General features: G+C 53.4%; 22 protein-coding genes. 10 read left to right on the forward strand and 12 right to left on the reverse strand.

Annotated features, from left to right (window positions below; translation table 11 throughout):
• Positions 1-167: 167 nt before the first annotated feature.
• Positions 168-1,019, forward strand: a complete 852-nt coding sequence (gene rpoH / locus LJ739_RS12995; protein WP_229161118.1) for an RNA polymerase sigma factor RpoH — start codon at positions 168-170, stop codon at positions 1,017-1,019.
• Positions 1,020-1,168: 149 nt separating this feature from the next.
• Positions 1,169-1,603, forward strand: a complete 435-nt coding sequence (locus LJ739_RS13000; RefSeq protein ID WP_229161120.1) for a GFA family protein — start codon at positions 1,169-1,171, stop codon at positions 1,601-1,603.
• 11 nt (positions 1,604-1,614) lie between these two features.
• Here the strand turns inward: LJ739_RS13000 and LJ739_RS13005 are convergent, their stop codons facing one another.
• The 3 genes from LJ739_RS13005 to pip all read right to left on the reverse strand — a co-directional run bounded on the left by LJ739_RS13005 (position 1,615) and on the right by pip (position 4,030).
• Positions 1,615-2,529 (reverse strand): bifunctional GNAT family N-acetyltransferase/hotdog fold thioesterase, encoded by a 915-nt coding sequence (locus LJ739_RS13005; RefSeq protein ID WP_229161122.1) that lies wholly within the window; start codon positions 2,527-2,529, stop codon positions 1,615-1,617.
• A 98-nt stretch (positions 2,530-2,627) separates the two neighbouring features.
• The gene (gene dtd, locus LJ739_RS13010) at positions 2,628-3,065 is read right to left on the reverse strand and encodes a D-aminoacyl-tRNA deacylase (protein ID WP_229161124.1); all 438 of its coding nucleotides are present in this window, start codon (positions 3,063-3,065) and stop codon (positions 2,628-2,630) included.
• A complete protein-coding gene (gene pip, locus LJ739_RS13015; protein ID WP_229161126.1) occupies positions 3,062-4,030 on the reverse strand; it encodes a prolyl aminopeptidase in 969 nt (322 codons plus the stop codon). Before pip ends, dtd begins: the two co-directional genes overlap by 4 nt.
• Positions 4,031-4,124: 94 nt before the next feature.
• Between pip and LJ739_RS13020 the strand changes: the two genes are divergently transcribed.
• Both LJ739_RS13020 and LJ739_RS13025 read left to right on the forward strand, forming a co-directional pair.
• Positions 4,125-4,349 carry a hypothetical protein gene (locus LJ739_RS13020; RefSeq protein ID WP_229161128.1) on the forward strand — a complete coding sequence of 75 codons (225 nt, stop codon included), beginning with the start codon at positions 4,125-4,127 and terminating at the stop codon, positions 4,347-4,349.
• On the forward strand, positions 4,349-4,984 hold the full coding sequence (locus LJ739_RS13025; protein ID WP_229161130.1) for a DUF2959 domain-containing protein: 636 nt from the start codon (positions 4,349-4,351) through the stop codon (positions 4,982-4,984). The genes LJ739_RS13020 and LJ739_RS13025 overlap by 1 nt, the downstream gene beginning before the upstream one ends.
• Here the strand turns inward: LJ739_RS13025 and LJ739_RS13030 are convergent.
• Positions 4,962-5,834: a virulence factor BrkB family protein gene (locus tag LJ739_RS13030; RefSeq protein ID WP_229161216.1), complete on the reverse strand. Its 873-nt coding sequence runs from the start codon at positions 5,832-5,834 to the stop codon at positions 4,962-4,964. The two genes, LJ739_RS13025 and LJ739_RS13030, sit on opposite strands and share 23 nt — an antisense overlap.
• Before the next feature lie 61 nt (positions 5,835-5,895).
• Positions 5,896-6,780: a methylenetetrahydrofolate reductase gene (metF, locus tag LJ739_RS13035; RefSeq protein ID WP_229161132.1), complete on the reverse strand. Its 885-nt coding sequence runs from the start codon at positions 6,778-6,780 to the stop codon at positions 5,896-5,898.
• Between the two features lie 152 nt (positions 6,781-6,932).
• Between metF and metJ the strand changes: the two genes are divergently transcribed.
• Together metJ and LJ739_RS13045 are read left to right on the forward strand one after the other, a co-directional pair.
• Complete coding sequence (metJ, locus tag LJ739_RS13040) at positions 6,933-7,253, forward strand: met regulon transcriptional regulator MetJ (protein ID WP_229161133.1); 321 nt, start codon at positions 6,933-6,935, stop codon at positions 7,251-7,253.
• Between the two features lie 67 nt (positions 7,254-7,320).
• Positions 7,321-8,730: a hypothetical protein gene (locus LJ739_RS13045; RefSeq protein WP_229161134.1), complete on the forward strand. Its 1,410-nt coding sequence runs from the start codon at positions 7,321-7,323 to the stop codon at positions 8,728-8,730.
• Between the two features lie 58 nt (positions 8,731-8,788).
• Here the strand turns inward: LJ739_RS13045 and LJ739_RS13050 are convergent, their stop codons facing one another.
• Together LJ739_RS13050 and rpmE are read right to left on the reverse strand one after the other, a co-directional pair.
• Complete coding sequence (locus LJ739_RS13050; protein WP_229161135.1) at positions 8,789-10,036, reverse strand: malic enzyme-like NAD(P)-binding protein; 1,248 nt, start codon at positions 10,034-10,036, stop codon at positions 8,789-8,791.
• A gap of 308 nt (positions 10,037-10,344) precedes the next feature.
• Positions 10,345-10,557 carry a 50S ribosomal protein L31 gene (rpmE, locus tag LJ739_RS13055; protein WP_229161136.1) on the reverse strand — a complete coding sequence of 71 codons (213 nt, stop codon included), beginning with the start codon at positions 10,555-10,557 and terminating at the stop codon, positions 10,345-10,347.
• A 189-nt stretch (positions 10,558-10,746) separates the two neighbouring features.
• On the opposite strand from rpmE, the gene priA reads away from it, so the two are divergent.
• The 4 genes from priA to hslU all read left to right on the forward strand — a co-directional run bounded on the left by priA (position 10,747) and on the right by hslU (position 15,571).
• Complete coding sequence (priA, locus tag LJ739_RS13060) at positions 10,747-12,924, forward strand: primosomal protein N' (protein ID WP_229161137.1); 2,178 nt, start codon at positions 10,747-10,749, stop codon at positions 12,922-12,924.
• Between the two features lie 82 nt (positions 12,925-13,006).
• Positions 13,007-13,549 carry an SPOR domain-containing protein gene (locus LJ739_RS13065; RefSeq protein WP_229161138.1) on the forward strand — a complete coding sequence of 181 codons (543 nt, stop codon included), beginning with the start codon at positions 13,007-13,009 and terminating at the stop codon, positions 13,547-13,549.
• 121 nt (positions 13,550-13,670) lie between these two features.
• On the forward strand, positions 13,671-14,195 hold the full coding sequence (gene hslV, locus LJ739_RS13070) for an ATP-dependent protease subunit HslV (RefSeq protein WP_229161139.1): 525 nt from the start codon (positions 13,671-13,673) through the stop codon (positions 14,193-14,195).
• A gap of 47 nt (positions 14,196-14,242) precedes the next feature.
• Positions 14,243-15,571: an HslU--HslV peptidase ATPase subunit gene (gene hslU / locus LJ739_RS13075; protein WP_229161140.1), complete on the forward strand. Its 1,329-nt coding sequence runs from the start codon at positions 14,243-14,245 to the stop codon at positions 15,569-15,571.
• Here hslU and LJ739_RS13080 read toward each other — a convergent pair.
• From LJ739_RS13080 to LJ739_RS13100, 5 genes are read right to left on the reverse strand one after another with little or no spacing between them, the layout of a single operon-like run.
• Positions 15,530-18,805, reverse strand: coding sequence for a CHAT domain-containing tetratricopeptide repeat protein (locus LJ739_RS13080; protein ID WP_229161141.1), 3,276 nt, complete (start codon positions 18,803-18,805; stop codon positions 15,530-15,532). The two genes, hslU and LJ739_RS13080, sit on opposite strands and share 42 nt — an antisense overlap.
• A gap of 3 nt (positions 18,806-18,808) precedes the next feature.
• Positions 18,809-19,306 carry a hypothetical protein gene (locus tag LJ739_RS13085; RefSeq protein WP_229161142.1) on the reverse strand — a complete coding sequence of 166 codons (498 nt, stop codon included), beginning with the start codon at positions 19,304-19,306 and terminating at the stop codon, positions 18,809-18,811.
• Positions 19,293-20,627, reverse strand: a complete 1,335-nt coding sequence (locus LJ739_RS13090; protein WP_229161143.1) for a peroxidase family protein — start codon at positions 20,625-20,627, stop codon at positions 19,293-19,295. The genes LJ739_RS13085 and LJ739_RS13090 overlap by 14 nt, the downstream gene beginning before the upstream one ends.
• Before the next feature lie 23 nt (positions 20,628-20,650).
• Positions 20,651-21,271 carry an anti-sigma factor gene (locus tag LJ739_RS13095; RefSeq protein ID WP_229161144.1) on the reverse strand — a complete coding sequence of 207 codons (621 nt, stop codon included), beginning with the start codon at positions 21,269-21,271 and terminating at the stop codon, positions 20,651-20,653.
• The gene (locus LJ739_RS13100) at positions 21,264-22,052 is read right to left on the reverse strand and encodes an RNA polymerase sigma factor (RefSeq protein WP_229161146.1); all 789 of its coding nucleotides are present in this window, start codon (positions 22,050-22,052) and stop codon (positions 21,264-21,266) included. Before LJ739_RS13100 ends, LJ739_RS13095 begins: the two co-directional genes overlap by 8 nt.
• Positions 22,053-22,142 lie beyond the last annotated feature (90 nt).

Genomic DNA, 22,142 nt, shown 5'->3' on the forward strand with positions numbered 1-22,142 from the left:
TTGTCACGTAATTTTGTTATACATCAAGCCTATACAATATTCAGGTTTTTTGTGTCGGCTGAATGGGAATTTTTTGTCATTATTACGGTCTATTCAGGTGGCAAAACTCTGGCACCCCGGCAGTGCCTTTGATAGACTACTTGGCCGGATAAATGGATGAGGTGAATATGAGCTCAAACATGCAATCACTAGCATTAAGCGTTCCTCACAGTGGCAGCATTGAAACATACATGCAGGCTGTCAGCAGCATTGACATGCTCAGTGCCGAGGAAGAACGTTCTCTTGCTGTACGCTTGCAACAGGAAGGTGATTTAGAGGCAGCCCGTAAGCTGATCATGTCACACCTGCGCTTTGTGGTGCATATCGCAAAATCGTATTCCGGATATGGCTTGCCCCAGGCGGATCTTATCCAGGAAGGCAATATCGGCTTGATGAAGGCCGTTAAGCGTTTCGACCCCAGTGTCGGAGTACGCCTGGTGTCCTTTGCTGTGCACTGGATTAAGGCTGAAATTCACGAGTTTGTGCTGCGTAACTGGCGCATCGTGAAGGTCGCCACCACCAAAGCGCAACGTAAGCTGTTCTTCAACCTGCGCAAAGCCAAAAAGCGCCTGGGATGGTTCACCCATGAAGAAGTTCAGAAAGTGGCTGACGAACTGGGTGTAAGCACCAAAGAAGTGCTGCAGATGGAAGCGCGCATGAGCAGTCAGGATCAGGCATTCGATTTGTCTGCCGACGATGATGACAGCGGTAGCTTCGCACCGGTTCAGTACCTTGAAGACAAGAGTGAAGACGTTGAGTCCCAGGTGATCAATGATGACTGGGATAAGAACGCCGCTGACCGTTTGTATTCAGCGATCAAAACCCTGGATGAACGTAGCCAGCACATTATTCAAACCCGCTGGTTGGCTGATGAAAAGACCACGTTGCAGGATCTGGCTGACAAATACGACGTGTCTGCCGAGCGAGTCCGGCAAATCGAAAAGAATGCAATGAAGAAGCTCCAGGCCGCGATGGCGTAGGGATTCTTTATCACTGTTTTAGAAAACGCGGTCCATAGTGGCCGCGTTTTTTTTGCGCGTGGTTAACGGACAGTCGTCTTGCATGGTCACGCCACGATTGTATAACCTGCTGACTCGCGAGCCACGCAGCGATGAACAAGGAGAAATGCATGAAAGTACTGCAAGGAAAAGGGCACTGTTTGTGTAAGGCGGTGACGGTAACGGCGGATAGCGTTAAAGCCTCTGTGGGTGCATGCCACTGTTCGATGTGCAGAACCTGGGGCGGTGGACCTTTGCTCGCATTGGAATGCGGCAGCGACGTACACTTTACCGGGCAAGACAATATTGGGCGGTTTGCATCATCAGACTGGGCTGAGCGTGGCTTCTGTCGGCGTTGTGGTACGCACCTGTTTTATCACCTGCGTGAACAGGATGCGTATATTCTGCCTGCCGGTCTGCTGGATCTGTCAGCGGAGTTGATGCTCGACCATGAAATTTTTGTCGATGAACAACCCCCGTATTATTGCTTTGCCAATGATACGCGCAAGATGACGGGTGCCGAGGTTTTTGCCGCTTATGCACCACCGGATCAAGAAAAAGAATAATAAGTCTTTAATTATGGTGTGGGGTCATCCCGACTGGGCAATACCCAGTAGACCCCTTTGAATTCGGCCACCGGTGTGTCACCGTCGAGAATATCAACCTGCAGCTTGATACAGCTTTTTTTCTTCCGTTCAAGCAGGCTGAATTTGCCGTCCAGGGTCTCTATATTGCAGATTGCACGGGGCTCCTGAGTGATTGGCTTGTGATAGTGAATATCCCCGTCACCGAGCACGATCTCACCGGTTAAATCTTTCTCTTTTAATTTAAGAAAAATCATTCCCCAACCTGTCAGTGTGGCCAGTGAAAAAATGCTGCCAGCAAACATGGTGCCGTGCAGGTTAATGTTTTTATTCAACGAGGCTCTGACTTCGAGTGTGCTGCCACTGTATTGGTGCAGCTTGATGCCCATTTGTTCCGAGATGGGGATGGTGTCGTGCCAGGTTTCCTGTAACAGCTGGCACCACTTGGGATGTAACATGATGGTGTTCATGTCTGTCAGTTGCTTCACCATCTGCTGGCGCCGCAACTGGCCTAATTCATTGGGGGCTTCCTGTTCAACCTCAAATCCGCAGGCTGAGAAAAATGGGATAGACAGCTCGCGGCTGTTGGTCACCAGTCGGGTAGCCCCCTGTCGGCGCGCTTCGTTTTCCAGTGCGGAAAGCACCAGCTTACCCAGTCCTTTACCTTCGGCGGACTTGGCCACCGCAATATGGCGGATCTGGGCTTCTTCAGCGGTGTTGAGGTGCACGCGCCCAACGGCCACCACGTTGCCCTGACTGTCACGCACCATACGGTGCTCACCAACCGTTTCGTATTCGTCTTTTTCGGAACCAAGAGGGAAATTCCACGGTTGGCGCAAACGCTCCCAACGCAGGTGAAAATAGTGTTCGAAATCCTCGTCACTGATAGGGGTATCAACTTTGTACATGGCTGCCAGTGGTTCCTTTTAACCCCCTGTAAATCGGGGTGGTTGCGACAAGCGAATTTACCATTTAATCCCAACTTGGGGCAGACAGCAAGGACTGTTTAGCTTTGTAACAGAAAGGTCACCGGGCCGTCGTTGGTCAGTGAAACCTGCATGTCGGCGCCGAATTGACCGCTTTGTACTGCGATTCCTTTGCTGCCGGCGTAATCGAGGGCGTAGTGGTACAGTTGTTCTCCCAGGGCCGGGCTGGCGCCGCGGGAAAAGCCGGGACGATTACCTTTTTGGGTGTCGGCGACCAAAGTGAACTGAGATACGATCAATAGCTGGCCGCTGACTTGTTGCAGGTTGAGATTCATTTTGCCGGCTTCATCACTGAATATCCGGTAGGCGAGTACTTTATCGATCAACTTGCGGGCACTGGCTTCGGTATCTTCTTTTTCCACCCCCAGCAACAACAGAATACCCTGTTCGATGGCTCCGACCGTTTGTTGATTGACGTCTACCCGCGCCTCGCGTACCCGTTGTATCAGTCCTTTCATGTGTGTTCTTCCTCCAGAAAACGCAGCAGCGCATCGGCACTTTGACGCATCGCGTGGGCAATGGCTGGGTCGGTCAGGCTGTGTCCGGCCCCCGGAACAATCAACAGCTCTCCGCCCTCCCAGGCCCGGCACAGTGTATCGGCGCCGGCCAGCTTGCAAATCATGTCGTAGCGCCCGTGAATAACGGTTCCGGGTATGTTACGGATTTTGTCGACGTTGTCTAAAATGAATCCTGCGGGAATAAAACAGCGGTTGTGCAGATAGTGACACTCCAGGGTGGCCAGGCTTAAGGTCGTGGATAACTGTTGAGCGAGGTCAAACTCGTTCACCGTGCTGTGCAATTGTGCCAACTGTTCTTCCCACAAACACCAGGCCTTTGCCGCGGCGACGCGGTGTAGTTCGTCGTCACTGCACAATAGACGGTAATAGTGGCTCAGTACGGCCTCTGCGCTCAGTGGCGGGGAGATTTCCTGGGTTAGCTGGCGGTAATGTTCCGGAAACAGGTTGGCCGGTCCGCCACTGGGACCCAGGAACCAATCCAGGTCATCCTGACGTGCCAGGAAAGTACCCCGCAACAACAATCCGGACACTGAATCGGGCGCGTCGATAGCCGCCAATAACGCCAGCGTTGATCCCCACGAACCACCGCAAATGACCCATTGCCGGATACCAAGATGTTCACGGATGCGTGTTATGTCTGCCAATAAATCCTGTGTGGTGTTTGCATGTAGCTCACAATGGGGTGTCGATTGTCCACTGCCCCGCTGATCGAAACCGATGATGCGATAGCCGTCAGGATTGAACAGGGTGCGATAAAAAGGCGCCAGACCCGCTCCAGGCCCCCCGTGAAGGTACAACACAGGCTGCCCTGACGGATTGCCACTTTGTTCTAAATACACGCGATGACCGTCCCCCATGTCGAGAAATTCCTGTTGGTAGGGGGTCAAGGGTGGATAGGTTTGCATAGCGAAGCCCGTTTTAGGTTTGTTAAATGGTCTGGATTAGATTAATTTAGCAGTTAATCCCCCGTGTTTGACAATCAGAATCAAGGAGAAAGGTATGGCGGGTCAAGGTTCAGGTGGCAATGTAATTGCTGCAATTTGCAGTTTCTTTATCCCCGGATTGGGTCAGTTGGTGCAAGGGCGTATTCTCATGGCGTTGATATTTTTCGTCGCTGTGTCAGTGGGCTATTTCTTCTGGGTGCTGATCATCCCGGGCATTATCGGCGCGATCTTCCACCTGTGGGCGATTGTTGATGCGGCCAAGTTCCGGAGTGCAGGCTGATGAAACGCTTGCTGCTTCCATTGGTGTTGGTGGTGCTGACCGGGTGTCAGTCTGCTTACTACTCCACCATGGAAAAATTCGGCATTGAGAAGCGCGATATCTTGGTGGATCGGGTCGAAGAAGCGAAAGACAGTCAGGAAGAAGCCCAGCAACAGTTCAGCTCTGCGTTGGAGCAATTCAGTGCGCTGATCAATTTTGATGGCGGCGAATTGCAGGAAGTGTACGAGTCCCTCAAAGATCAGTATGAAGCCAGCGAAGCCTCTGCTGAGCGGGTTACCGGTCGCATTGATGCAGTGGAAAGTGTGGCTGAAGCGTTGTTCGATGAATGGCAGGACGAGCTGGACAAGTACAGCAGTGAAAACCTGCGCCGCGACAGTCAACGTAAGCTGCGTGAAACCCAGCGGCGTTACTCGTCGTTGATCACCGCAATGCGTAAAGCGGAATCGAAAATGGCGCCGGTGTTGTCAGCATTGCAGGACAACGTGCTGTACCTCAAACACAACCTTAATGCTTCGGCAATCGGCGCATTACAGGGTGAGTTTGGCACCATTAAAAAGGACATTGACCAGTTGATCCGTGAGATGAATACCGCGATTGCACAAAGCAACAGCTTTATTGAGAGTATTCAGAACTGACCACCTGAGATGTTTTTTCAGAGCGTCTGGCGGCCGCCAGGCGCTCAATTCCGCGGGTAAACTCAGCCCCGACCAAGACCACTATCCAGCTCAAATACACCCATACAAACAGAATGGGGATCACTGCAATGGCGCCGTAAATCATCTGATAGGACGGAAACGCCTTCACATACAGACCGAACAATTGCTTAGACAATTCAAACAGGGTTGCGGCCAGTAGCGCACCAATCAGTGCATGACGGGCGTTGATGCGCTTGTTCGGAACGACCATGTAGAGAATAAAAAACGCCAGCACGGAGGTTATGAAGGGGACGACTTTGAGCGTTATCGTCAGCAGTCCTGGGGTGTATTCATCGGCGAACGCCGCCAGACCGATCAGATAGCTACTCATGACGACGCTGACCCCGATCAACAAAGGTCCCATGGTCAACACCATCCAGTATACCGCAAAGGTGTAAATCCGCGGGCGTTCACTGCGTGTCTGCCAGATACGATTAAGGGTATTGTCGACGTTGGATATCAATGCAAGGGCGACGGCGACCAGAAACACAATACTCAGGGCACCCATTTTGGAGGCATTACCGACGAACTCGGTCATGTATTGCTGCACCACATCGCCGGCGTGGGGAACAAAATTACTGAACACAAACGCTTCTAATTGTTCACGCACGCTGGCAAAGGCAGGGAAGGCGGACAGGATGCTGAAAAACACCACAATAAAAGGCACCAGCGACAGCAGCGACACATAGGCAAGGTGTCCTGCTGAGACGGTGATGCGGTCTTCTTTGCATTGGTGGGTGACACTGCGTACCAGTCGCCACAGGTAATCCAGCCGCCGCTGCGCGAGCATAAGAAAGCGATTGTCTGCCAACATAATGTTCCTTAAAACAAGGTGTTGGCGTCAGTATACGCTAATTTGCGCGAACGCCTAACATGTGACAAATGGCGTAGCTCAGCTCTGAGCGGTTCAGGGTGTAAAAGTGAAAGTCCCGGATCCCCTCTTTGGCCAGCACTTTCACCGTGTCCATCGCGATACTGGCACCGAGCAGATTACGGGTCGTTTGATCATCTTTGTCGAGGCCGTCAAACAGGCGGTGTAGCCAGTTGGGCACATGGACATTGGTAAATCCGGCGAAACGCAACAGCGTCTGGTAATTGGTCACCGGCAATATGCCCGGCACGATATCCAATTCAATCCCGGCTGCGGCAGCCCGGTCCCGGAAACGTAAAAACACTTCAGCATCAAAGAAGAACTGGCTGATGGCCTGGGTTGCGCCAGCTTCTGCCTTGCGCTTCAGATTGAGCAGGTCAAATTGGGCATTGGGCGCTTCCGGGTGTTTTTCAGGGTAGGCTGCAACGGAAATATCGAAATCGGCGACATCTTTGAGCAAGCTGACCAGATCGGCGGCATACATGTCGGTTTTGTCCACTCCTTGCGGCAGGTCTCCGCGCAGGGCAACAATCCGGCGAATGCCGCTGTCCCAATAGTCTTTGGCGATTGCCCGTAACTCGTCCTTGCTGGCATCAACGCAGGTCAAATGCGGCACTGCAGCCACACCGGTTTCTTTGTGAATCCGCTTGACCACGTCATGGGTTCGGTCCCGTTCCCCGCTGTTGGCGCCGTAGGTCACCGACATGTAAGCCGGTTTTAGCGGGGCCAGCCGCTCAACAGATTTCCACAGGGTTTTTTCCATATCCGGTGTTTTTGGTGGGAAAAACTCAAAGGACACATTGATCCCTTTGATGTCGGCAATGGATTGGTTCAAAGCATCAATGCCCTGTGCGTAGGATACCATGTGAATCTCCGGTGAAAGTCTGGACGTTTAGACGTCTAAACTAAACGGTTATTTTTAGGCCGTCAAGATGTTTAGCCTTCTATATTGCAAATAGGTGCAGTACTATTTAGACCTAACACTTATAAGAAAGAAAAAAACAGAGAGCAAATTTCATGGCGAAATGGAATGGCGATTACATTCACCCCTATGCGGAACATGGCAAAAAAAGTGAGCAGGTCAAAAAAGTCACTGTTTCTATTCCGCTAAAGGTGCTCAAAGTACTGACAGACGAGCGCACCCGGCGCCAGGTCAACAACCTGCGCCATGCAACCAACTCGGAATTATTGTGTGAAGCATTTTTGCATGCTTTCACTGGTCAGCCGTTGCCTGATGATGAGGATTTGACCAAGGACAATCCGAATCGTATTCCCCGCGAAGCCCGTCGGCAGATGGTCGAAATGGGCCTTGACCCGGAGGACGTGGAAAAGGATTGAGTTGCCTATTCGCCCTTGCTAGTCTGGTCCGCCGATACCGTAAAATAACAATAATAGGAAACGGACCATGCGCAAATGCGGACTGCTGCTGATTGGACTGGCCTCCACTACCTGTGAGGCCGAATCTCTGCCCCCCATTCTTGACTATTTCCCTGGCTGCCATTACCAGACCCTGGCCACCGTCACCGAAACCCGCCAATTGGATACCAACCTAGAGCGGGATGAATTTGAAAAAGACAAACAGCGTTTGTTGCGTCAATTGCAAACAGCCGCCCGTGATGCCAATGCCGATGCGCTGGTGATCACCGACCTGGAACAGAAGAACAACCGCTTGCGGTCTGAATCCCACCAGAATCTGGTGCGCTATACCTATACGGCCAAGGCCATCAGCGGTTGTGAGACAGAAGACCCGGAACTGCGGGTAGCCAGTGAATACACCGAAACCGGACAGCGCCGTCGCCAGTTGGCGGCGTCACGGATAAGCAGCACCAAAACCGTCACGGTGGACCTGCGCCCGGCCTATAGTCAGAGCTGGTTGTTGCAAACGCCGATATTGGATGAGGCGTGGAAGCAACGCCCGCCAATGTCGCAAATGCACCTGAACAGCAAGGGTACATTGCAGGGCGTCAACCTGGGGGCAAGCATGTCGACAGTGGTTGAGCAACTGGGCTATCCCAGTGCCGAATGGCAACGCTTTGAAGGCATAAAAACCTTCAGTTACGGGCGTCAGACGTGGCTGCATTTTCGTGACGCCATGCTGGTGGGCATCGACCTCGGTGACCCGAACCTGCCCAATGCAACCCTGAACGAAATTCCATTGCTGTCAGACTGGAACGACAGCGACTGGCAATTGAACGACAACATTGTTGCCAATATGGACCGCAGCACCGCATTGACGTTTTTGCCCTCAGACGCAGACATTACGGACAAACAGGCCCAATGGCATCAGCAAGGCACCACGACCCGGTTAACGTTTCGCACTGACGGTGGCGAGCAGGCTTATGTCGCAGGGGTAAGTTTACGCAGTGGCGGTGCCCTGAAAGAACATTCGCCCGAGGGTGTCGACTATCAACCGATTGTCTCCGCATTGTCCGGTACTTCTGCCGATGCACTTCAGTCCGGCTTACAAGGGTTTGCGCAGCGTACGCCCCAACAAGCCCGCATCCATCAGGGCGACAATACGTACCTGGACATTTATGACAATGGCCTGGCCATCCAATGGAGCGGCGAACATGCCAAGCAGATCCTGATCCGGGAAAATCTGTTGGGCAAGTCTGGTTCAAACGCTGACTGGCAATTGACCCCACATATCCGCCAAGGAGCGACACTGGGACAGCTGCAGGAGGCGTTTGGCGATGAACTATCGGCCTTTTTCGGTGAAGGCACGCTGTTTCTGCAGCACTATGACGTCAAATTGTACTTTGACGGTGATGACGACGACGCGCCCTTGTATGCCGCCGAACTGACACTGTATTGAGAGGATAAGGGAATAAAAAAGCCGGCATAGTGCCGGCTTTTTTGTTGCAACAAAACGGTTAGTTTTGCATGTAATCCGCTGGCAGGCTTTCGATACCGGCAACACCCGAGTCGATGGCGGCCTGGGCGACTGCGGTGGCAACCCGCTGACACAGGCGTGGGTCCATCGGTTTAGGAATGATGTATTGGCGGCCAAACTCAAGTGAATCGGACTGGCTGGCGGCCAGCACTTCTGCAGGTACCGGCTCTTTGGCGATACTGCGAATAGCCTCGACGGCAGCCACTTTCATTTCGTCATTAATCGCGCTGGCCCGAACGTCCAATGCGCCGCGGAAAATAAACGGGAAACACAACACGTTGTTGACCTGATTCGGGTAATCCGAACGACCGGTCGCCATGATCAGATCCTTGCGTGCGGCATGGGCCAGCTCCGGCTTGATTTCCGGATCCGGGTTCGAACAGGCGAACACGATGGGGTTTTCAGCCATCAGTGACAAGGCGGCTGGGGGCAGTACGTCGGGGCCTGATACGCCGACAAAAACGTCTGCACCTTCCATCACATCTTCCAATGTGCGTTTGTCGGTATTGTTGGCAAACAACATCTTGTGCGGGGTCAAATCATCCCGACGGGTGTGAATAACGCCTTTACGATCCAGCATGTAGATACGTTCACGCTGAGCACCACACTTGATCAGGAGTTCCATACACGCCACAGCTGCAGCGCCGGCACCCATGCACACGATGGTTACGTCATGGATGGCTTTACCCTGAATCTCCAACGCATTGAGCATACCTGCTGCGGTCACAATCGCGGTGCCGTGCTGGTCGTCATGGAACACCGGTACCTTACAGCGCTTGATCAGTTCCTGTTCGATTTCAAAGCACTCGGGGGCTTTGATGTCTTCCAGGTTGATGCCGCCGAAGGTATCTGCAATGTTCGCCACCGTGGTGATAAATTCTTCTGTGGTACGGTGTTTGACCTCGATATCGATCGAATCCAGACCTGCAAAACGTTTGAACAGCAGCGCTTTACCTTCCATTACGGGTTTGGATGCCAGTGGACCGAGGTTCCCCAGCCCGAGAATGGCGGTGCCATTGGAGATGACTGCCACCATGTTGCCTTTGGCAGTGTATTTGTATGCGGCGTCCGGGTCAGCGGCGATTTCGCGCACCGGCTCTGCCACACCGGGACTGTAGGCCAATGCCAGGTCAGTCACGCTTTCGGCGGGTTTGGTTAATTCAACGCTGATTTTGCCAGGGCGTGGCTTGGCATGGTAGTCCAATGCTTTTTGTCGAAAGTCAGACATGGTAGTGCCTTTGTCCTTTGCGTGTAGGGTTTAAACAAGGGTTAGGCTCACACTTTTTATCGGGTCTCTGCCCGTTGGCATTTTTTTATCGTGAGATCTGTCGCGCACTTTACCATAACCGGAATGGCGGAACATATCTGATCACCATAACCAAAAGTCATAGTAAATGGGTTTTTGTTTTGCTGACCAATCATTGTGCTGAATGACTGGTATAGATTGGATGGATAGTGGTATGACCAGTTGGTCGGGTTTAATCGCCAGGCACAAAAAAAGGCGCGTGATGCGCCTTTTCTGAGGGTAACAAGAACTTACTTCTTGCCCAGTACGCTGAAGCGTTTCTTGAACTTGTCAACACGACCACCGGTGTCAACGTTACGTTGCTTACCAGTGTAGAAAGGGTGACAGGCAGAACAAACGTCCAGGTTCAGATCCTTGTTCAGGGTAGAACGGATGGCCATTTTGTTACCGCAAGAGCACACTGCAGTAATTTCATTGTATTCTGGGTGGATACCTTGTTTCATGGGATACCTCATCTTAAGGCCGTATCGCTATCCAGCCCGAAGCTGAACACCATACGTAATTACATTTTAACGTGCGTCGGCCGATAGGGCTTGCCGCAAAGAGGCGCGCATATTAATGTATCGACTGGTTCCGATCAAGCATTTTTGCTGCATTTATCACCAGTACACGTCAGGTTTCTGCGGTTTTTCATGTCGATAGTAAAGGTTGCACTGCCCGTTCCAAAACGGCAGTTATTTGATTATCTGAGCAACGGGCTCGAAGTGCCCGTTGGTGGGCGCGTGAGGGTGTCGTTTGCTAATCGCACATTGGTTGGTGTGGTCATGGCTCACACGGATGACAGTCCATGGGCAGATAAGCTAAAAGCCGTATCTGAGGTGCTTGATGAGGCGCCGGTGTTGGACGAACATTGGCTGACTCTGGCACGCTGGCTGGCCGACTACTATCTCCACCCCATCGGTGATGTGATTCACACGCTGTTGCCGGTTGCGTTGCGTAAAGGGGCATCTGCCTTGCCGCAGGACACTGAGTGCCTGGCACTGACTCCCACCGGTCAGCAACACTGTCAGGATGACTTGCGTCGTGCCCCGCAGCAATGGCGGTTGATAGCGCGCTTGAAGGACGGACCGGTAGCCTTACATACACTGCGGGAAGATATCAGTTCTGCGGTCATTCGGGCCTGCCGGGACAAAGGATTGGTTGAAACGACGTTACAGGCGTATGCGGTGCAGTCAGACTGGCATGCGGCGTTGACGATCAGTGACAAACCGCGACCGAACACCGAACAGGCCCTGGCGATTTCAGCCATTACCCGGGATCTGGAAGCTTACACGCCGGTTCTTCTTGAGGGGGTGACCGGCAGTGGCAAAACCGAAGTCTACCTACAAAGTATCGAAGCGATCCTCAAAGCAGGACGACAGGTACTGATCCTGGTGCCCGAAATCGGTCTTACACCCCAGACAGTGCAGCGTTTTCAACGCCGGTTTGGTATTGATGTTGGCGTTCTGCATTCTAATCTCAATGACAACCAGCGCTTACGGGTCTGGCAACAAGCCCGCAGCGGTGAGCTGGGCATTGTCATCGGCACCCGGTCAGCTATCTTCACGCCCCTGGCCAAGCCTGGCATGATCATCGTTGATGAAGAACATGACGGCTCATTCAAGCAACAGGACGGTCTGCGCTACCATGCCCGTGACTTTGCTGTTGTGCGGGCCAAAATGGAAGGGGTTCCCCTGATCCTGGGCACGGCCACTCCGTCTTTGGAAACCCTTAACAATGCGTTGCAGGGGCGTTATCAACACCTGACATTGCACGCCCGTGCAGGCGTGGCAACACACACCGTGCAGCAGGTGATGGACATCAAGGATCAACCGTTGCGTGTCGGTATTGCGCCGGGACTGATTGAACGCATGCGCAGTCATTTTGCTGCCGGACAGCAGGTGATGTTGTTCATCAACCGGCGGGGCTATGCGCCAGCGTTGTTGTGTCATCATTGTGGGCATATAGAGACCTGTCATCGCTGTGAACGTCCCTTCACCGTGCACAAGCAACTGAACAAGATTCAATGCCACCATTGTTCTGCCGCCCGGCCACTGCCCCGTCAGTGCGGTGCCTGTGGCAACGATGAGATCGTACCCAAAGGGGTCGGTACCGAGCAGTTGGACGCTGAGTTGGCGAGCATTTTTCCACACATTTCCCGGGTGCGTATCGACAGTGACAGCGTGCGCGGAAAATCGACCCTTGAAGAGGTATTGGCGGCCATCAATGAAGGCCGCCATCAGCTACTCATTGGCACCCAGATCCTGTCTAAGGGGCATCACTTTCCGAACGTGACGCTGGTGGTCATTGTGGATGCCGATGGGGCATTGTTCAGCGCGGATTTTCGTGCTGCTGAGCATCTGGCTCAATTGATCACTCAGCTTTCCGGGCGCGCAGGGCGTGCTGATAAACCCGGGGAAATGTGGTTGCAGACCCACCATCCGGGCCATCCGCTGTTGCAGGATTTGCTGCACAATGGCTATGGCCACTTTGCGCGCTTTGCCTTGCAGGAGCGTAAGGCCGCCGGATTACCGCCGTTTCAGTATCAGGTATTGATCAGGGCAGAAGCGACCGACGCCAGAAGTCCGTTTGCATTTTTGGATGAGCTGGCAACCCTGCTGCGTCAGCAGACGGATTTTCAGGTTCTCGGGCCGGTTCCGGCGTTGATGGAAAAGCGTCAGGGGCGCTATCGGGTGCAATTGCTATTGCAGTCAACCCGGCGCGGCGTGATCCAGGCTTGGCTGGCCACCAACATGGCAACGTTTGAACGTCTGCCTTCGGTGCGCAAGGTACGTTGGTCAATTGATGTCGATCCACAAGATTTTATGTAAGGCTTTGTGGTAGCCTTCGATCCTGACTGGCCACAAGAGCCAGACCGATGTGAACATGCAGTATCAGCACAAACGGGGAATTATGGCGCATAAAGATTACGTGGGACGTGGCCGCGCCGCGCCCAAACAGAACAACCGCAAAGAACAACCGAAGCCACCGTTGCCGTGGCTACGCATCGTTATTACCCTCGCCTTGTTGATTGGTTTTGTGGTTTTTCTGTGGACCATTCGTGACAATGCGGAACAGGCACCGGCCAGCGGCAATGAGCAACAAAGCCAGAAAGAACAAGCATTGCCGGAACTTCAGGAAGAAGAATGGGAGTTTATTAAACAACTGCCTTCCACCACGGTTGAAGTTGAGGTTGAAGAACAGGAGTTGTCCGAACGCCCCTATCTGATGCAGTGTGGCTCTTTCCGCACCGAGGAGCAGGCGGAGGAACTTAAAGCAAGGATCGCGTTTCAGGGACTGGAATCGCAAGTGCGGGCCAGCAACGGTAAAAACGGCTTATGGTATCGGGTGATCCTCGGCCCCTATACCCTGAAACGGGCGGCGGAAACGGATCGCCATACGCTGCGTCGTGCCAACATCAATAACTGCAAAATCTGGTACTGGAACCTCGATTAATCACGGGGGCAACGTCGCCCCCCTTGAATTCTGCCAGCCTTTCCCCACATATACCCCTATCCACCCTGCGTAGCTGAGCGATTGTGTCACTGCGCTTACTCAACGTATTTTAGGGATTAACATGACTACGATAGTTTCTGTGCGCCGCAACAACCAGGTTGTGATTGCCGGTGACGGACAGGTATCACTGGGTAACACGGTGATGAAAGGCAATGCCCGCAAAGTGCGTCGCCTCTACAACGACAAAGTGTTGGCTGGATTTGCCGGCGGTACTGCCGATGCATTCACTTTGTTCGAGCGATTCGAAAGCAAACTGGAGATGCATCAGGGGCACCTTACCAAGGCTGCGGTGGAACTGGCCAAAGACTGGCGAACAGACCGGATGTTACGACGCCTTGAGGCGCTGTTGGCGGTTGCTGATCACACGGCATCGCTGATCATCACCGGCAACGGTGATGTGGTGCAACCAGAGGATGATCTGATTGCAATCGGTTCCGGCGGCCCTTATGCCCAGGCGGCGGCCACTGCATTGTTAAAAAACACTGATTTGAGTGCCCGAGACGTTGCCGAAAAAAGTTTGACCATTGCCGGTGATATTTGTGTGTTTACCAACCACAATCAAACGGTTGATGTACTGGAATATTGATTTTCGCTGGCTGTAACAACAGCCCGCACCCAACCAAGGTAGATAGCATGTCAGAAATGACCCCCCGCGAAATTGTTCACGAACTGGATCGCCACATCATTGGCCAGCAGGATGCCAAACGTGCCGTGTCTATCGCACTGCGTAACCGCTGGCGCCGTATGCAATTGCAACCCGAGTTGCGTCAGGAAGTGACGCCCAAGAATATCCTTATGATTGGCCCAACCGGTGTGGGTAAAACTGAAATCGCCCGCCGCCTGGCCAAGTTGGCCAATGCGCCGTTCATCAAGGTGGAAGCGACCAAATTCACCGAAGTGGGCTACGTGGGAAAAGAGGTTGAAACCATCATTCGGGATCTGGCGGACATCGCCGTGACGATGACCAAGGAGCAAGAGACGGCCAAGGTCAAGTACCGTGCAGAGGAAGCGGCAGAAGAACGCATCCTGGATGTCTTATTGCCGCCGCCAGAGAATGTCTGGGGTGAAAAAGAAGACCATCAGGACAGAGGCACGCGCCAGGCGTTCCGCAAAAAATTGCGTGAAGGTCAACTGGATGACAAAGATATCGAAATTGATGTTGCTTTGCCGCAAGTCGGTGTTGAAATTATGGCGCCTCCGGGGATGGAGGAAATGACCAATCAGCTGCAAGGCATGTTCCAGAATCTTTCCGGATCGCAGAAAAAGAAAAAGAAGCTCAAGGTTAAAGAAGCCATGCGCCTGCTGGTGGAAGAAGAAGCCGCCAAGCTGGTCAATCAGGAAGAGCTGAAGGAAAAAGCCATCGACTCACTGCAACAAAACGGCATTGTGTTCATTGACGAGATCGACAAAATCTGCAAACGGGAAGGCACAGGCACTGCGGATGTGTCCCGTGAAGGGGTACAGCGTGATCTGCTACCACTGGTTGAAGGTTCAACGGTCAACACCAAGCACGGCATGGTGAAAACGGATCATATCCTGTTCATCGCATCCGGCGCGTTCCAGATGAGTAAGCCATCTGATCTGATCCCAGAGCTGCAAGGCCGCTTGCCCATTCGGGTCGAGCTGGCAGCGCTGACAACGGACGACTTTGTGCGTATTCTCACCGAGCCCAATGCGTCGCTGACAGAGCAGTACATTGCATTGATGAAAACCGAGGGCGTCGATATTCAGTTTACCGAAGACGGTATAAAGCGCATTGCAGAGGCCGCATGGCAGGTCAACGAACGTACTGAAAACATCGGTGCCCGCCGACTGCACACCGTGATGGAGCGACTGATGGAAGACATTTCATTTGATGCATCAGAAAAGGCCGGTGAACAACTGGTGATTGATGCTGACTACGTTAACCGTCATCTGGAGCTATTGGTCGACAACGAAGACCTGAGCCGTTTCATTCTGTAATGCGGGCTGGTATGCCAGACTACCCTGGGTGAGCACAAAAGCTGCCCAGTAGCGGGGGTGGCGGTATCGTCCCCCCCGACTCATGGCGAGCTGGCTTTGTTGCAAGGCCAGTGCGACATCGCCATGCTGTTGTAAGTGGGTATAAAACCCTTTCATGAGTGCCGCACTGGCCAGATCATGCACCGGCCATAACGTCCCAATGACCCGATGTGCCCCCTGGGCCAAAAAGCCCCGCGTCATACTGCGCAACCCCGAACCATTAAACAGTTTTCCCTGCATGGTGTCACAACCGCTCAGTACCACCAACTGATTGGCAACCGGCACACTCAACAGCTCACTCAGGCTGAGAAAATCTGACCCCGGGGCGGAGATGTCCGATGGAGCGGTCAGCAGGCCAACCACCTCGGGGTGCGCAGGGTCAAAATAGCCATGGGTGGCGATGTGCAGAATATCCCGATGACGGGTGTCGTCAGCGAGCAGAAATTGGCGCGTCGCCTGGGCTTGTTGTCCGAGGGATAGCTGCTGCGGGGCAAAAGTAGCAGACACATGCCGGGCCTCCAGTGCACTGCCCGGCAATGCACGCAAATCCTTGGCCTGACGAAGAGCGGGTACGTTTGAGCCGTTTTTGTCGGCAAACGCAGGATTGGCAAACACGGCCACGTTGATGTCATTCATCGTGCCTTGCAATGCTGTTGGCATCTCACCTCGCATTAACGCGCGGCTGGAGGACAGATTGATCACGCTCATGCGCTCAACCAGCGGCGTGTAGCTTCCTTTCGTGCTTGCCCCATTCAGGGCGGCAAACGGGACTTGCTCAAGGATGCCATCAGCCACAATGTACAAACGTCGAAGATTAGAGCGGTTAAGGATCGTGTCCGGTAGTAACGTCTGTCGCAGTATCAGCGCGGATGACAGCCACTCATTATTCTTGACCAAATCATGCCGAAAGCGCTCAATCAAGGGTGCCAGAGAAGGTGCCGGGCCAAGTGAAAACGTGTTGATGTCTGAGGCGGTGATCACAATGCCAAGCTGATTGTTGTCGCCGATAAAGTAACGTACCAGCATATCACCCGGCGCCAGGCGTTGCTGGATTTGCTTGAGTTGTAGCGGCTCTGGCGGGCTTTCAGGGGTGCGTTGATTCAGGTAGTTGAAATCCAGAAACGCCCGCTTGGCCGTTTCCAGGGGCTCAACCAACTGAGCGCGGACCTCGTCGGCAGCGGTGACATATTGCCGTTCCAGGGCCAGCCATCGCTGATACCGTTGTTGCAGTGCGTTTCGTTGCTGTTCATTGTTGAATGCCGCTCGATAAAGGTTGCTCTCGCTGGCAAGATCCAGATCCTGAAACGCCTCCAGCGTTTGCCACATGTGGACAAGACTGACGTTGTCTGCCCCATGATGGGAAAGGCGCTGGGCCGATATCCAGGCATCCATGACCCGCTTCTGAACCTGCCGATAGGCAAAGGGGTTCGAAATGCGGGTTTGTTGTTGTTGTAGCAACTCGATCGCCTGTTGGGCAAAGTGCGTTTGCCAGCGCCGATCGTCGGCATCTGTACCCTGATGGTGCAATATCAATAACCTCAGGGCATCGAGCTGATGGTGATAGTAACGGGTATTGCCGGTTTGCAGGGGGGCGTCTGTGTAAAAGCTGGCAATCCCGAAGGTTTGCGCCACAGCCGACAACGTCCCTTCAAGGGGCTGTCTGAGCGCCAGTTTGGCCTCTACAGTGAGTAACAGCGCGTCCCGTTTGACCGGTTCACTGTGATGAGATTGTTGTAACAGGGCAGTCAGCAACGGCAGTGCCTGCTCTGGTTGCTGCAGAGCCAGATATAACCGGGCCCGCGCCAGATGTAGGGGAGCGATTGGGCCTGAACGCTTCGGTGGCGTCTGGATTGCCGCACAATCGAGCCATTGCTGCGCGCGGGAATAGTCTTGTTGCAATCGAAATGTTGCAGCAATCTGTATCAGCCGTCGTTGAACCCTGTGTTGGTATGTCGTCGTCTGGGGGCAATTGGCGGCATCATTGGTCAAGTCAGTGGCCGCAAAGGCCGGTGCCAGCTGGCTCAGTGAGGCATGCATAAACATTCGGGCTGCGTCCAGCTCGCCCAGCTCTCGGTAGAAAAATCCTTTGTTGAACTGCAGTAAGGAAATCGTTTGCGGGCGTAAAGAAGCGCTCATGGCCAGCGCTTGTGACAAGTATCGATGGGCTTCGGCATAGTGACCCCGTCGTACCAGGGTACTGCTGATCATTGAATACAGGGTGGCCAGTGGTTCATGTTGGTCTGGTAGCTCAGCCAGCAGGGCGATGGCCTGACGTGCCAGGTTTTCGGCCTGCTGATAGCGTCCCTGATAGTTGGCCAGAAACCAACGCCCCTGTAACACGGTGGCTTGTATCCGGGGCGCAAGCTGTGCAGATTCGCGGGTCATGGCGTCGAGCAACCGTGTTGCATCCTCAATAGCATTGATGTCCCGGTTTGTTGGTGTTGCATCGTCAGGCCAGGACGTTACAACGTTGTCACACCAGCGATGGTAGTCAGCCGCTGCGATTGGCGCGAGACTGCCATTCTGACGGTAAACTTCAACCAGACTTTCACTGAGTCGGGCCCTGGCGGACCAGTAGGCGAAGCTTGCTGTGTCGCCTTCAGCGTCCCACCCGCCCAGTACCTGACAATACAGCGCTATGCTGGCAACAGATGCTTCGGCATGGGTGTTGAAGCGTGACAGATGTTCAGCGATATCAGCGTTTTGGGGCTGGGCGATGGCCTGAAGCAATAATTGCGTCGATACGTACCTGGCGGTTTGCGGTGTCTCCAGTAGCGGGCTCAAGGTTGCAGTAGGCGCTGGATTGGATAACGACTGTGGGCTGGGAAGCGCGATGGATTGATTAAACTGGCGTAACGCGGCGCGAACATCTGCGGGCATCTTTTGCGTGCGTGCTTGCAACTCACCCGTTTGCGATGCCAAAGCCACAGTGATGGTGCGGGGGTGGGAAGACTCTGGCAAGGCAATGATATGTTCAATCGGTCCCCAGCCACCAAGAGCGATGGGTGGATGGATCGTTTCACCAACGGTCAGCAGCAGAGTTGATTGATCCGATGGCCGGCTTACGATCACAACCTCATCGGTTGCCACGAGCAGTGAGACAGGTGTGGCCCAAAGCCGAGCGCTGGCACAACTCAGGAGTACCCCAAACAGGGCAGTAAAAACGCGCAACGTCTCCTTGTTGGCGTATTTCATGGTCTATTTCTCGTAGTGTTCATAACCGTGCTTGGTTTGTACCCGCTGGTTCTCATCATCACCGTTTTGCCAGGTCAGCTTGTCACAGATGAAAAATGGCTGTGCTTTTTTGAGGCATTGCTGAACGGCGTCGAAACCAATGTCATTGCCGTTCGCATCGGTAGCGACAAGATCCCAGGCCACGATGTGCCAGGCAGTGCCATCGAACTTGACCCGACTCACACTGCGCCAGCTTTCGTTAACCAGAAAGTAGCCTGTGTCATCGGGAATAAAACGCAGCATCGGCTCCAGTTTCTGCATGTCTGCATGCCAGCCCATTCCTGCACTCAGTTGCACCAGATGTCCGGCACTGAATCGCGGTTCGTTGAGCACTTTGCTGTGCTGGGTGCTGGGCATCCAGGTGGCAATTTCTTCGTTGTCAACGTAGGTAAAGGTAATGACTTTTGGGGTATGATCGGCCGCTGTGGCATAAAATGGCGCAAAATCTTTAAGGCTGTACATGGGCAGGTTCCTCGTGCTGTTGTACAAATGAAACGACATCCAATATCGCCGGACGTAAACCAGTGAACAATCCTTGCTTGAACAGAGGAGTCATCCGGCTTTTCGCCCTGGCACTGACCAATCCACTGGCATCCAGCAAGGGCATATTACCAAGTGTCATGGCGCGCTTGATGACCTCACCCACCAACACGCTGCCAACCGTGCCAAGGTGTTGACCCAAATGCTGGGTCTCTGCTTCCAGTAACACGTATAACCACAGGGGCAGATCCTCAACAGACAATCCATTGACGCTCGCCAGTGGCGACGTAGCAAAGTCGGTCACAGGCTGAAGATCTACTGCTGTAGCGGCAGACGTATTGGCGGCGATAGCCGCGTAAAATGCTGTGCCAGTATCGAGCTTTATCGCTCGCGCTGCCTGCAGGTTTCGTTCGACAATGTTGACAGTACTGAAATGCGGGTTATGCCGGTTGATGGCCGCCATTTCCGAGGCAACACTGGTATCAATTGGCATCGCATGGTTGCGGGTATGCTCGAAACGGTCACTGAAACGGGCGTGGGCATAAAACACCTGCCAGTCGATCTGTTGATGGTCAGCCAGCGGCACCCCTTTACTGAACATGTCAGCCAGCGATGCGCTGACAAAGCCGCCGTTGTGGCGATGTATCAGGTAGAAAGGGCGAATTCCACTGTGACCGAAGCGAAATGCGGCATGACTGAAAAACGACGGTACCGTATCGGTGTGCGGGTAGTCATACAGCGTCATGCCTTGTTCAAACAGTGCCTTATAGACCCTGGGCGCCAGGAATATCGGCAGAAATTCGTGGTATACCAACCACTGGAACGTCAGCGCCACCAACTGTCTGGCCTGCCAGGCGTCACAGGCCAGGCCGGAGCGTATCAGCGCATTGTGATAACGCATCCATAGGATGTGCAGTTGCAGAATGATGGCATTTTCTTCATTGCGAGGCTCTGCAATGCATGCCAACTGCTTTTTGTCTCTGGGCCAGCGTTTAACGTCGGTCAATCCATTACTGTTGCGGGCCAGTTGGAAACGGTGCTGGACCAGGAATGGCGCACTGTCACCTGCGAAACGCAAATCGTTACCTGAAGCATCACCATACACACTGCCCAGGTTCAGCATCGGTTGGGTGTTGCGCACCCGCTCAAAGGGGTTTGTGTTGGGCACAATGTCATGGGAAATCATCTGGCCAATGTAGGTATAAAAGCCGGGAATACCCAAGGTCGGCGCTGGCAGCGAGCGACGTCCCTGAGTCATGGCCAATGCGATGTCATGGATCTGGGTGTCGCTCAACTGACACATAGGTGCTCCTTGCGCTTATCGGTCTAGTCGCTCAAACGTTCAAATCTGACTGACTGGGTTTCGATGGGGGTATCCTGTTGGGCCGGACGATAGTGGAACACGACAGTTCCAGATGGCAGGCGACTGGCATCAAGGTTAAGGTACAGGTTTCCATCCCGGCCGGGTTTCAGCGTTTGGGTTGCTATCACCTGTTCGTCCACAACCACTTCCACAGTGTAGGGCTGAATAACGAATGAGGAAGGTGACAGCAGTACAGTTAGCTGCTGTAGGTCGCTGTCAATCGGGAAGGACTGCACAGATTGTTGCGCTTGAGAACGCATGGCCGCCAAATCCAGTAGCTCGGTTTGTCCCTGCAGTATTGGCGAACGGTCACTTTGCCAGGGGGCAAGCATCAATGATAGACACAGCAATACCGCCGCTGCCAAAGGCAGGTAGGTGTGCTGCAATGGGCGATAGTGGCGATGCAATGGCCGAACCTGAATGTGTTGTTGCAACAATGCGTCCAGTTTCAGTCGCTCCAGGTGTTGGGGATTGTCCATCAGGTACTCTTCCACGGCCTGGGTTTCCTCAGGTGTCAGTGTGCCCTTCATGTAGCTGTCCAAATCGGCTTCGCCGACCGTCAGCGGAGAATTGTTGTCATTCATCACTGCCTCGGTACTTCTTCAGTGCGTCTGTCGCGAACGTGCATGCGCGAACGGGTATGTCGATACAGTGTGACGGGGCAACCATTTCTCTCACGCTACTACCGGCGGGGTGGTCGATGTGTGGTCGCAGTACACCGGTCACCAGCAGGGCACTGCAGCTCAGGGCCAGCAGTTGATGTACATCTAATGCACTGGGTGATATTTGCAGCTGTTCGCACAACAGCTGCTTGAGCCGTTGCCGGGCTCGGTGGAGTACCCGATCAAAATGCGCCGGTGTGAGCTCAAACTCATCGCAAATGACACTCTTATCCTGATGATAGAGGAAGTGCCGGTACAGAATTTGTCGATCCCTTTCAGTGGGTAATTCATCCAGCACCTGTAACACCAGTTGCTGAATTTTTTGCTGATTCAAACCGTCGCAAAGATCGCCGTCAGCATGAGGAAAGTCGAGATGATCAAAGTCGACGGTGTCGGTTTGTCGTCGCTGCGCTTTACGATAATGGGCGAGCAGCAGGTTTATTGCGATTTGTCGTATGAAGGCTCCAACGGCCGCATGATTGCTCAATTCACCTTGTCGGATCCGTTGCAATGCGACGAGCATCGCATCCTGCGCAATATCGGCGCTGAGATCACGATCCTGACTGCGCTTGCAAAGAATAAAAAACAGGCTTTGCCAATAGTGCTCCACCAGGTGTTGTTCTGCCGCGCTGTCACCTTCCAAAATACGCGCAACGAGGGATTGCGGGGATTCAGCTGAAGCACTGGAAGCGGTTGCATCCATGACGAATTTTCTCACCTGATCAATGGGTTATTGACAATGGTTGAATTTAATACAGTTTATCCACTGTTGCAATTTGCCATCAATTTTTGC

This window comes from Fluctibacter halophilus, from assembly GCF_020687825.1.
Taxonomy (GTDB): Bacteria; Pseudomonadota; Gammaproteobacteria; order Enterobacterales; family Alteromonadaceae; genus Fluctibacter; species Fluctibacter halophilus.

Bases quoted from the DNA above. Each gene is read 5' to 3' on its own strand.
- dtd (WP_229161124.1), bottom strand. From the start codon at position 3,065: ATGAAAGGACTGATACAACGGGTACGCGAGGCGCGGGTAGACGTCAAT.
- LJ739_RS13005 (WP_229161122.1), bottom strand. From the start codon at position 2,529: ATGTACAAAGTTGATACCCCTATCAGTGACGAGGATTTCGAACACTAT.
- rpoH (WP_229161118.1), top strand. From the start codon at position 168: ATGAGCTCAAACATGCAATCACTAGCATTAAGCGTTCCTCACAGTGGC.
- rpmE (WP_229161136.1), bottom strand. From the start codon at position 10,557: ATGAAACAAGGTATCCACCCAGAATACAATGAAATTACTGCAGTGTGC.
- LJ739_RS13100 (WP_229161146.1), bottom strand. From the start codon at position 22,052: ATGGATGCAACCGCTTCCAGTGCTTCAGCTGAATCCCCGCAATCCCTC.
- LJ739_RS13085 (WP_229161142.1), bottom strand. From the start codon at position 19,306: ATGTACAGCCTTAAAGATTTTGCGCCATTTTATGCCACAGCGGCCGAT.
- LJ739_RS13090 (WP_229161143.1), bottom strand. From the start codon at position 20,627: ATGTGTCAGTTGAGCGACACCCAGATCCATGACATCGCATTGGCCATG.
- LJ739_RS13000 (WP_229161120.1), top strand. From the start codon at position 1,169: ATGAAAGTACTGCAAGGAAAAGGGCACTGTTTGTGTAAGGCGGTGACG.
- LJ739_RS13080 (WP_229161141.1), bottom strand. From the start codon at position 18,805: ATGAAATACGCCAACAAGGAGACGTTGCGCGTTTTTACTGCCCTGTTT.
- metF (WP_229161132.1), bottom strand. From the start codon at position 6,780: ATGGTATCCTACGCACAGGGCATTGATGCTTTGAACCAATCCATTGCC.
- hslU (WP_229161140.1), top strand. From the start codon at position 14,243: ATGTCAGAAATGACCCCCCGCGAAATTGTTCACGAACTGGATCGCCAC.
- LJ739_RS13025 (WP_229161130.1), top strand. From the start codon at position 4,349: ATGAAACGCTTGCTGCTTCCATTGGTGTTGGTGGTGCTGACCGGGTGT.
- LJ739_RS13020 (WP_229161128.1), top strand. From the start codon at position 4,125: ATGGCGGGTCAAGGTTCAGGTGGCAATGTAATTGCTGCAATTTGCAGT.
- LJ739_RS13065 (WP_229161138.1), top strand. From the start codon at position 13,007: ATGGCGCATAAAGATTACGTGGGACGTGGCCGCGCCGCGCCCAAACAG.
- LJ739_RS13050 (WP_229161135.1), bottom strand. From the start codon at position 10,036: ATGTCTGACTTTCGACAAAAAGCATTGGACTACCATGCCAAGCCACGC.
- priA (WP_229161137.1), top strand. From the start codon at position 10,747: ATGTCGATAGTAAAGGTTGCACTGCCCGTTCCAAAACGGCAGTTATTT.
- metJ (WP_229161133.1), top strand. From the start codon at position 6,933: ATGGCGAAATGGAATGGCGATTACATTCACCCCTATGCGGAACATGGC.
- LJ739_RS13045 (WP_229161134.1), top strand. From the start codon at position 7,321: ATGCGCAAATGCGGACTGCTGCTGATTGGACTGGCCTCCACTACCTGT.
- pip (WP_229161126.1), bottom strand. From the start codon at position 4,030: ATGCAAACCTATCCACCCTTGACCCCCTACCAACAGGAATTTCTCGAC.
- LJ739_RS13095 (WP_229161144.1), bottom strand. From the start codon at position 21,271: ATGAATGACAACAATTCTCCGCTGACGGTCGGCGAAGCCGATTTGGAC.
- hslV (WP_229161139.1), top strand. From the start codon at position 13,671: ATGACTACGATAGTTTCTGTGCGCCGCAACAACCAGGTTGTGATTGCC.
- LJ739_RS13030 (WP_229161216.1), bottom strand. From the start codon at position 5,834: ATGCTCGCGCAGCGGCGGCTGGATTACCTGTGGCGACTGGTACGCAGT.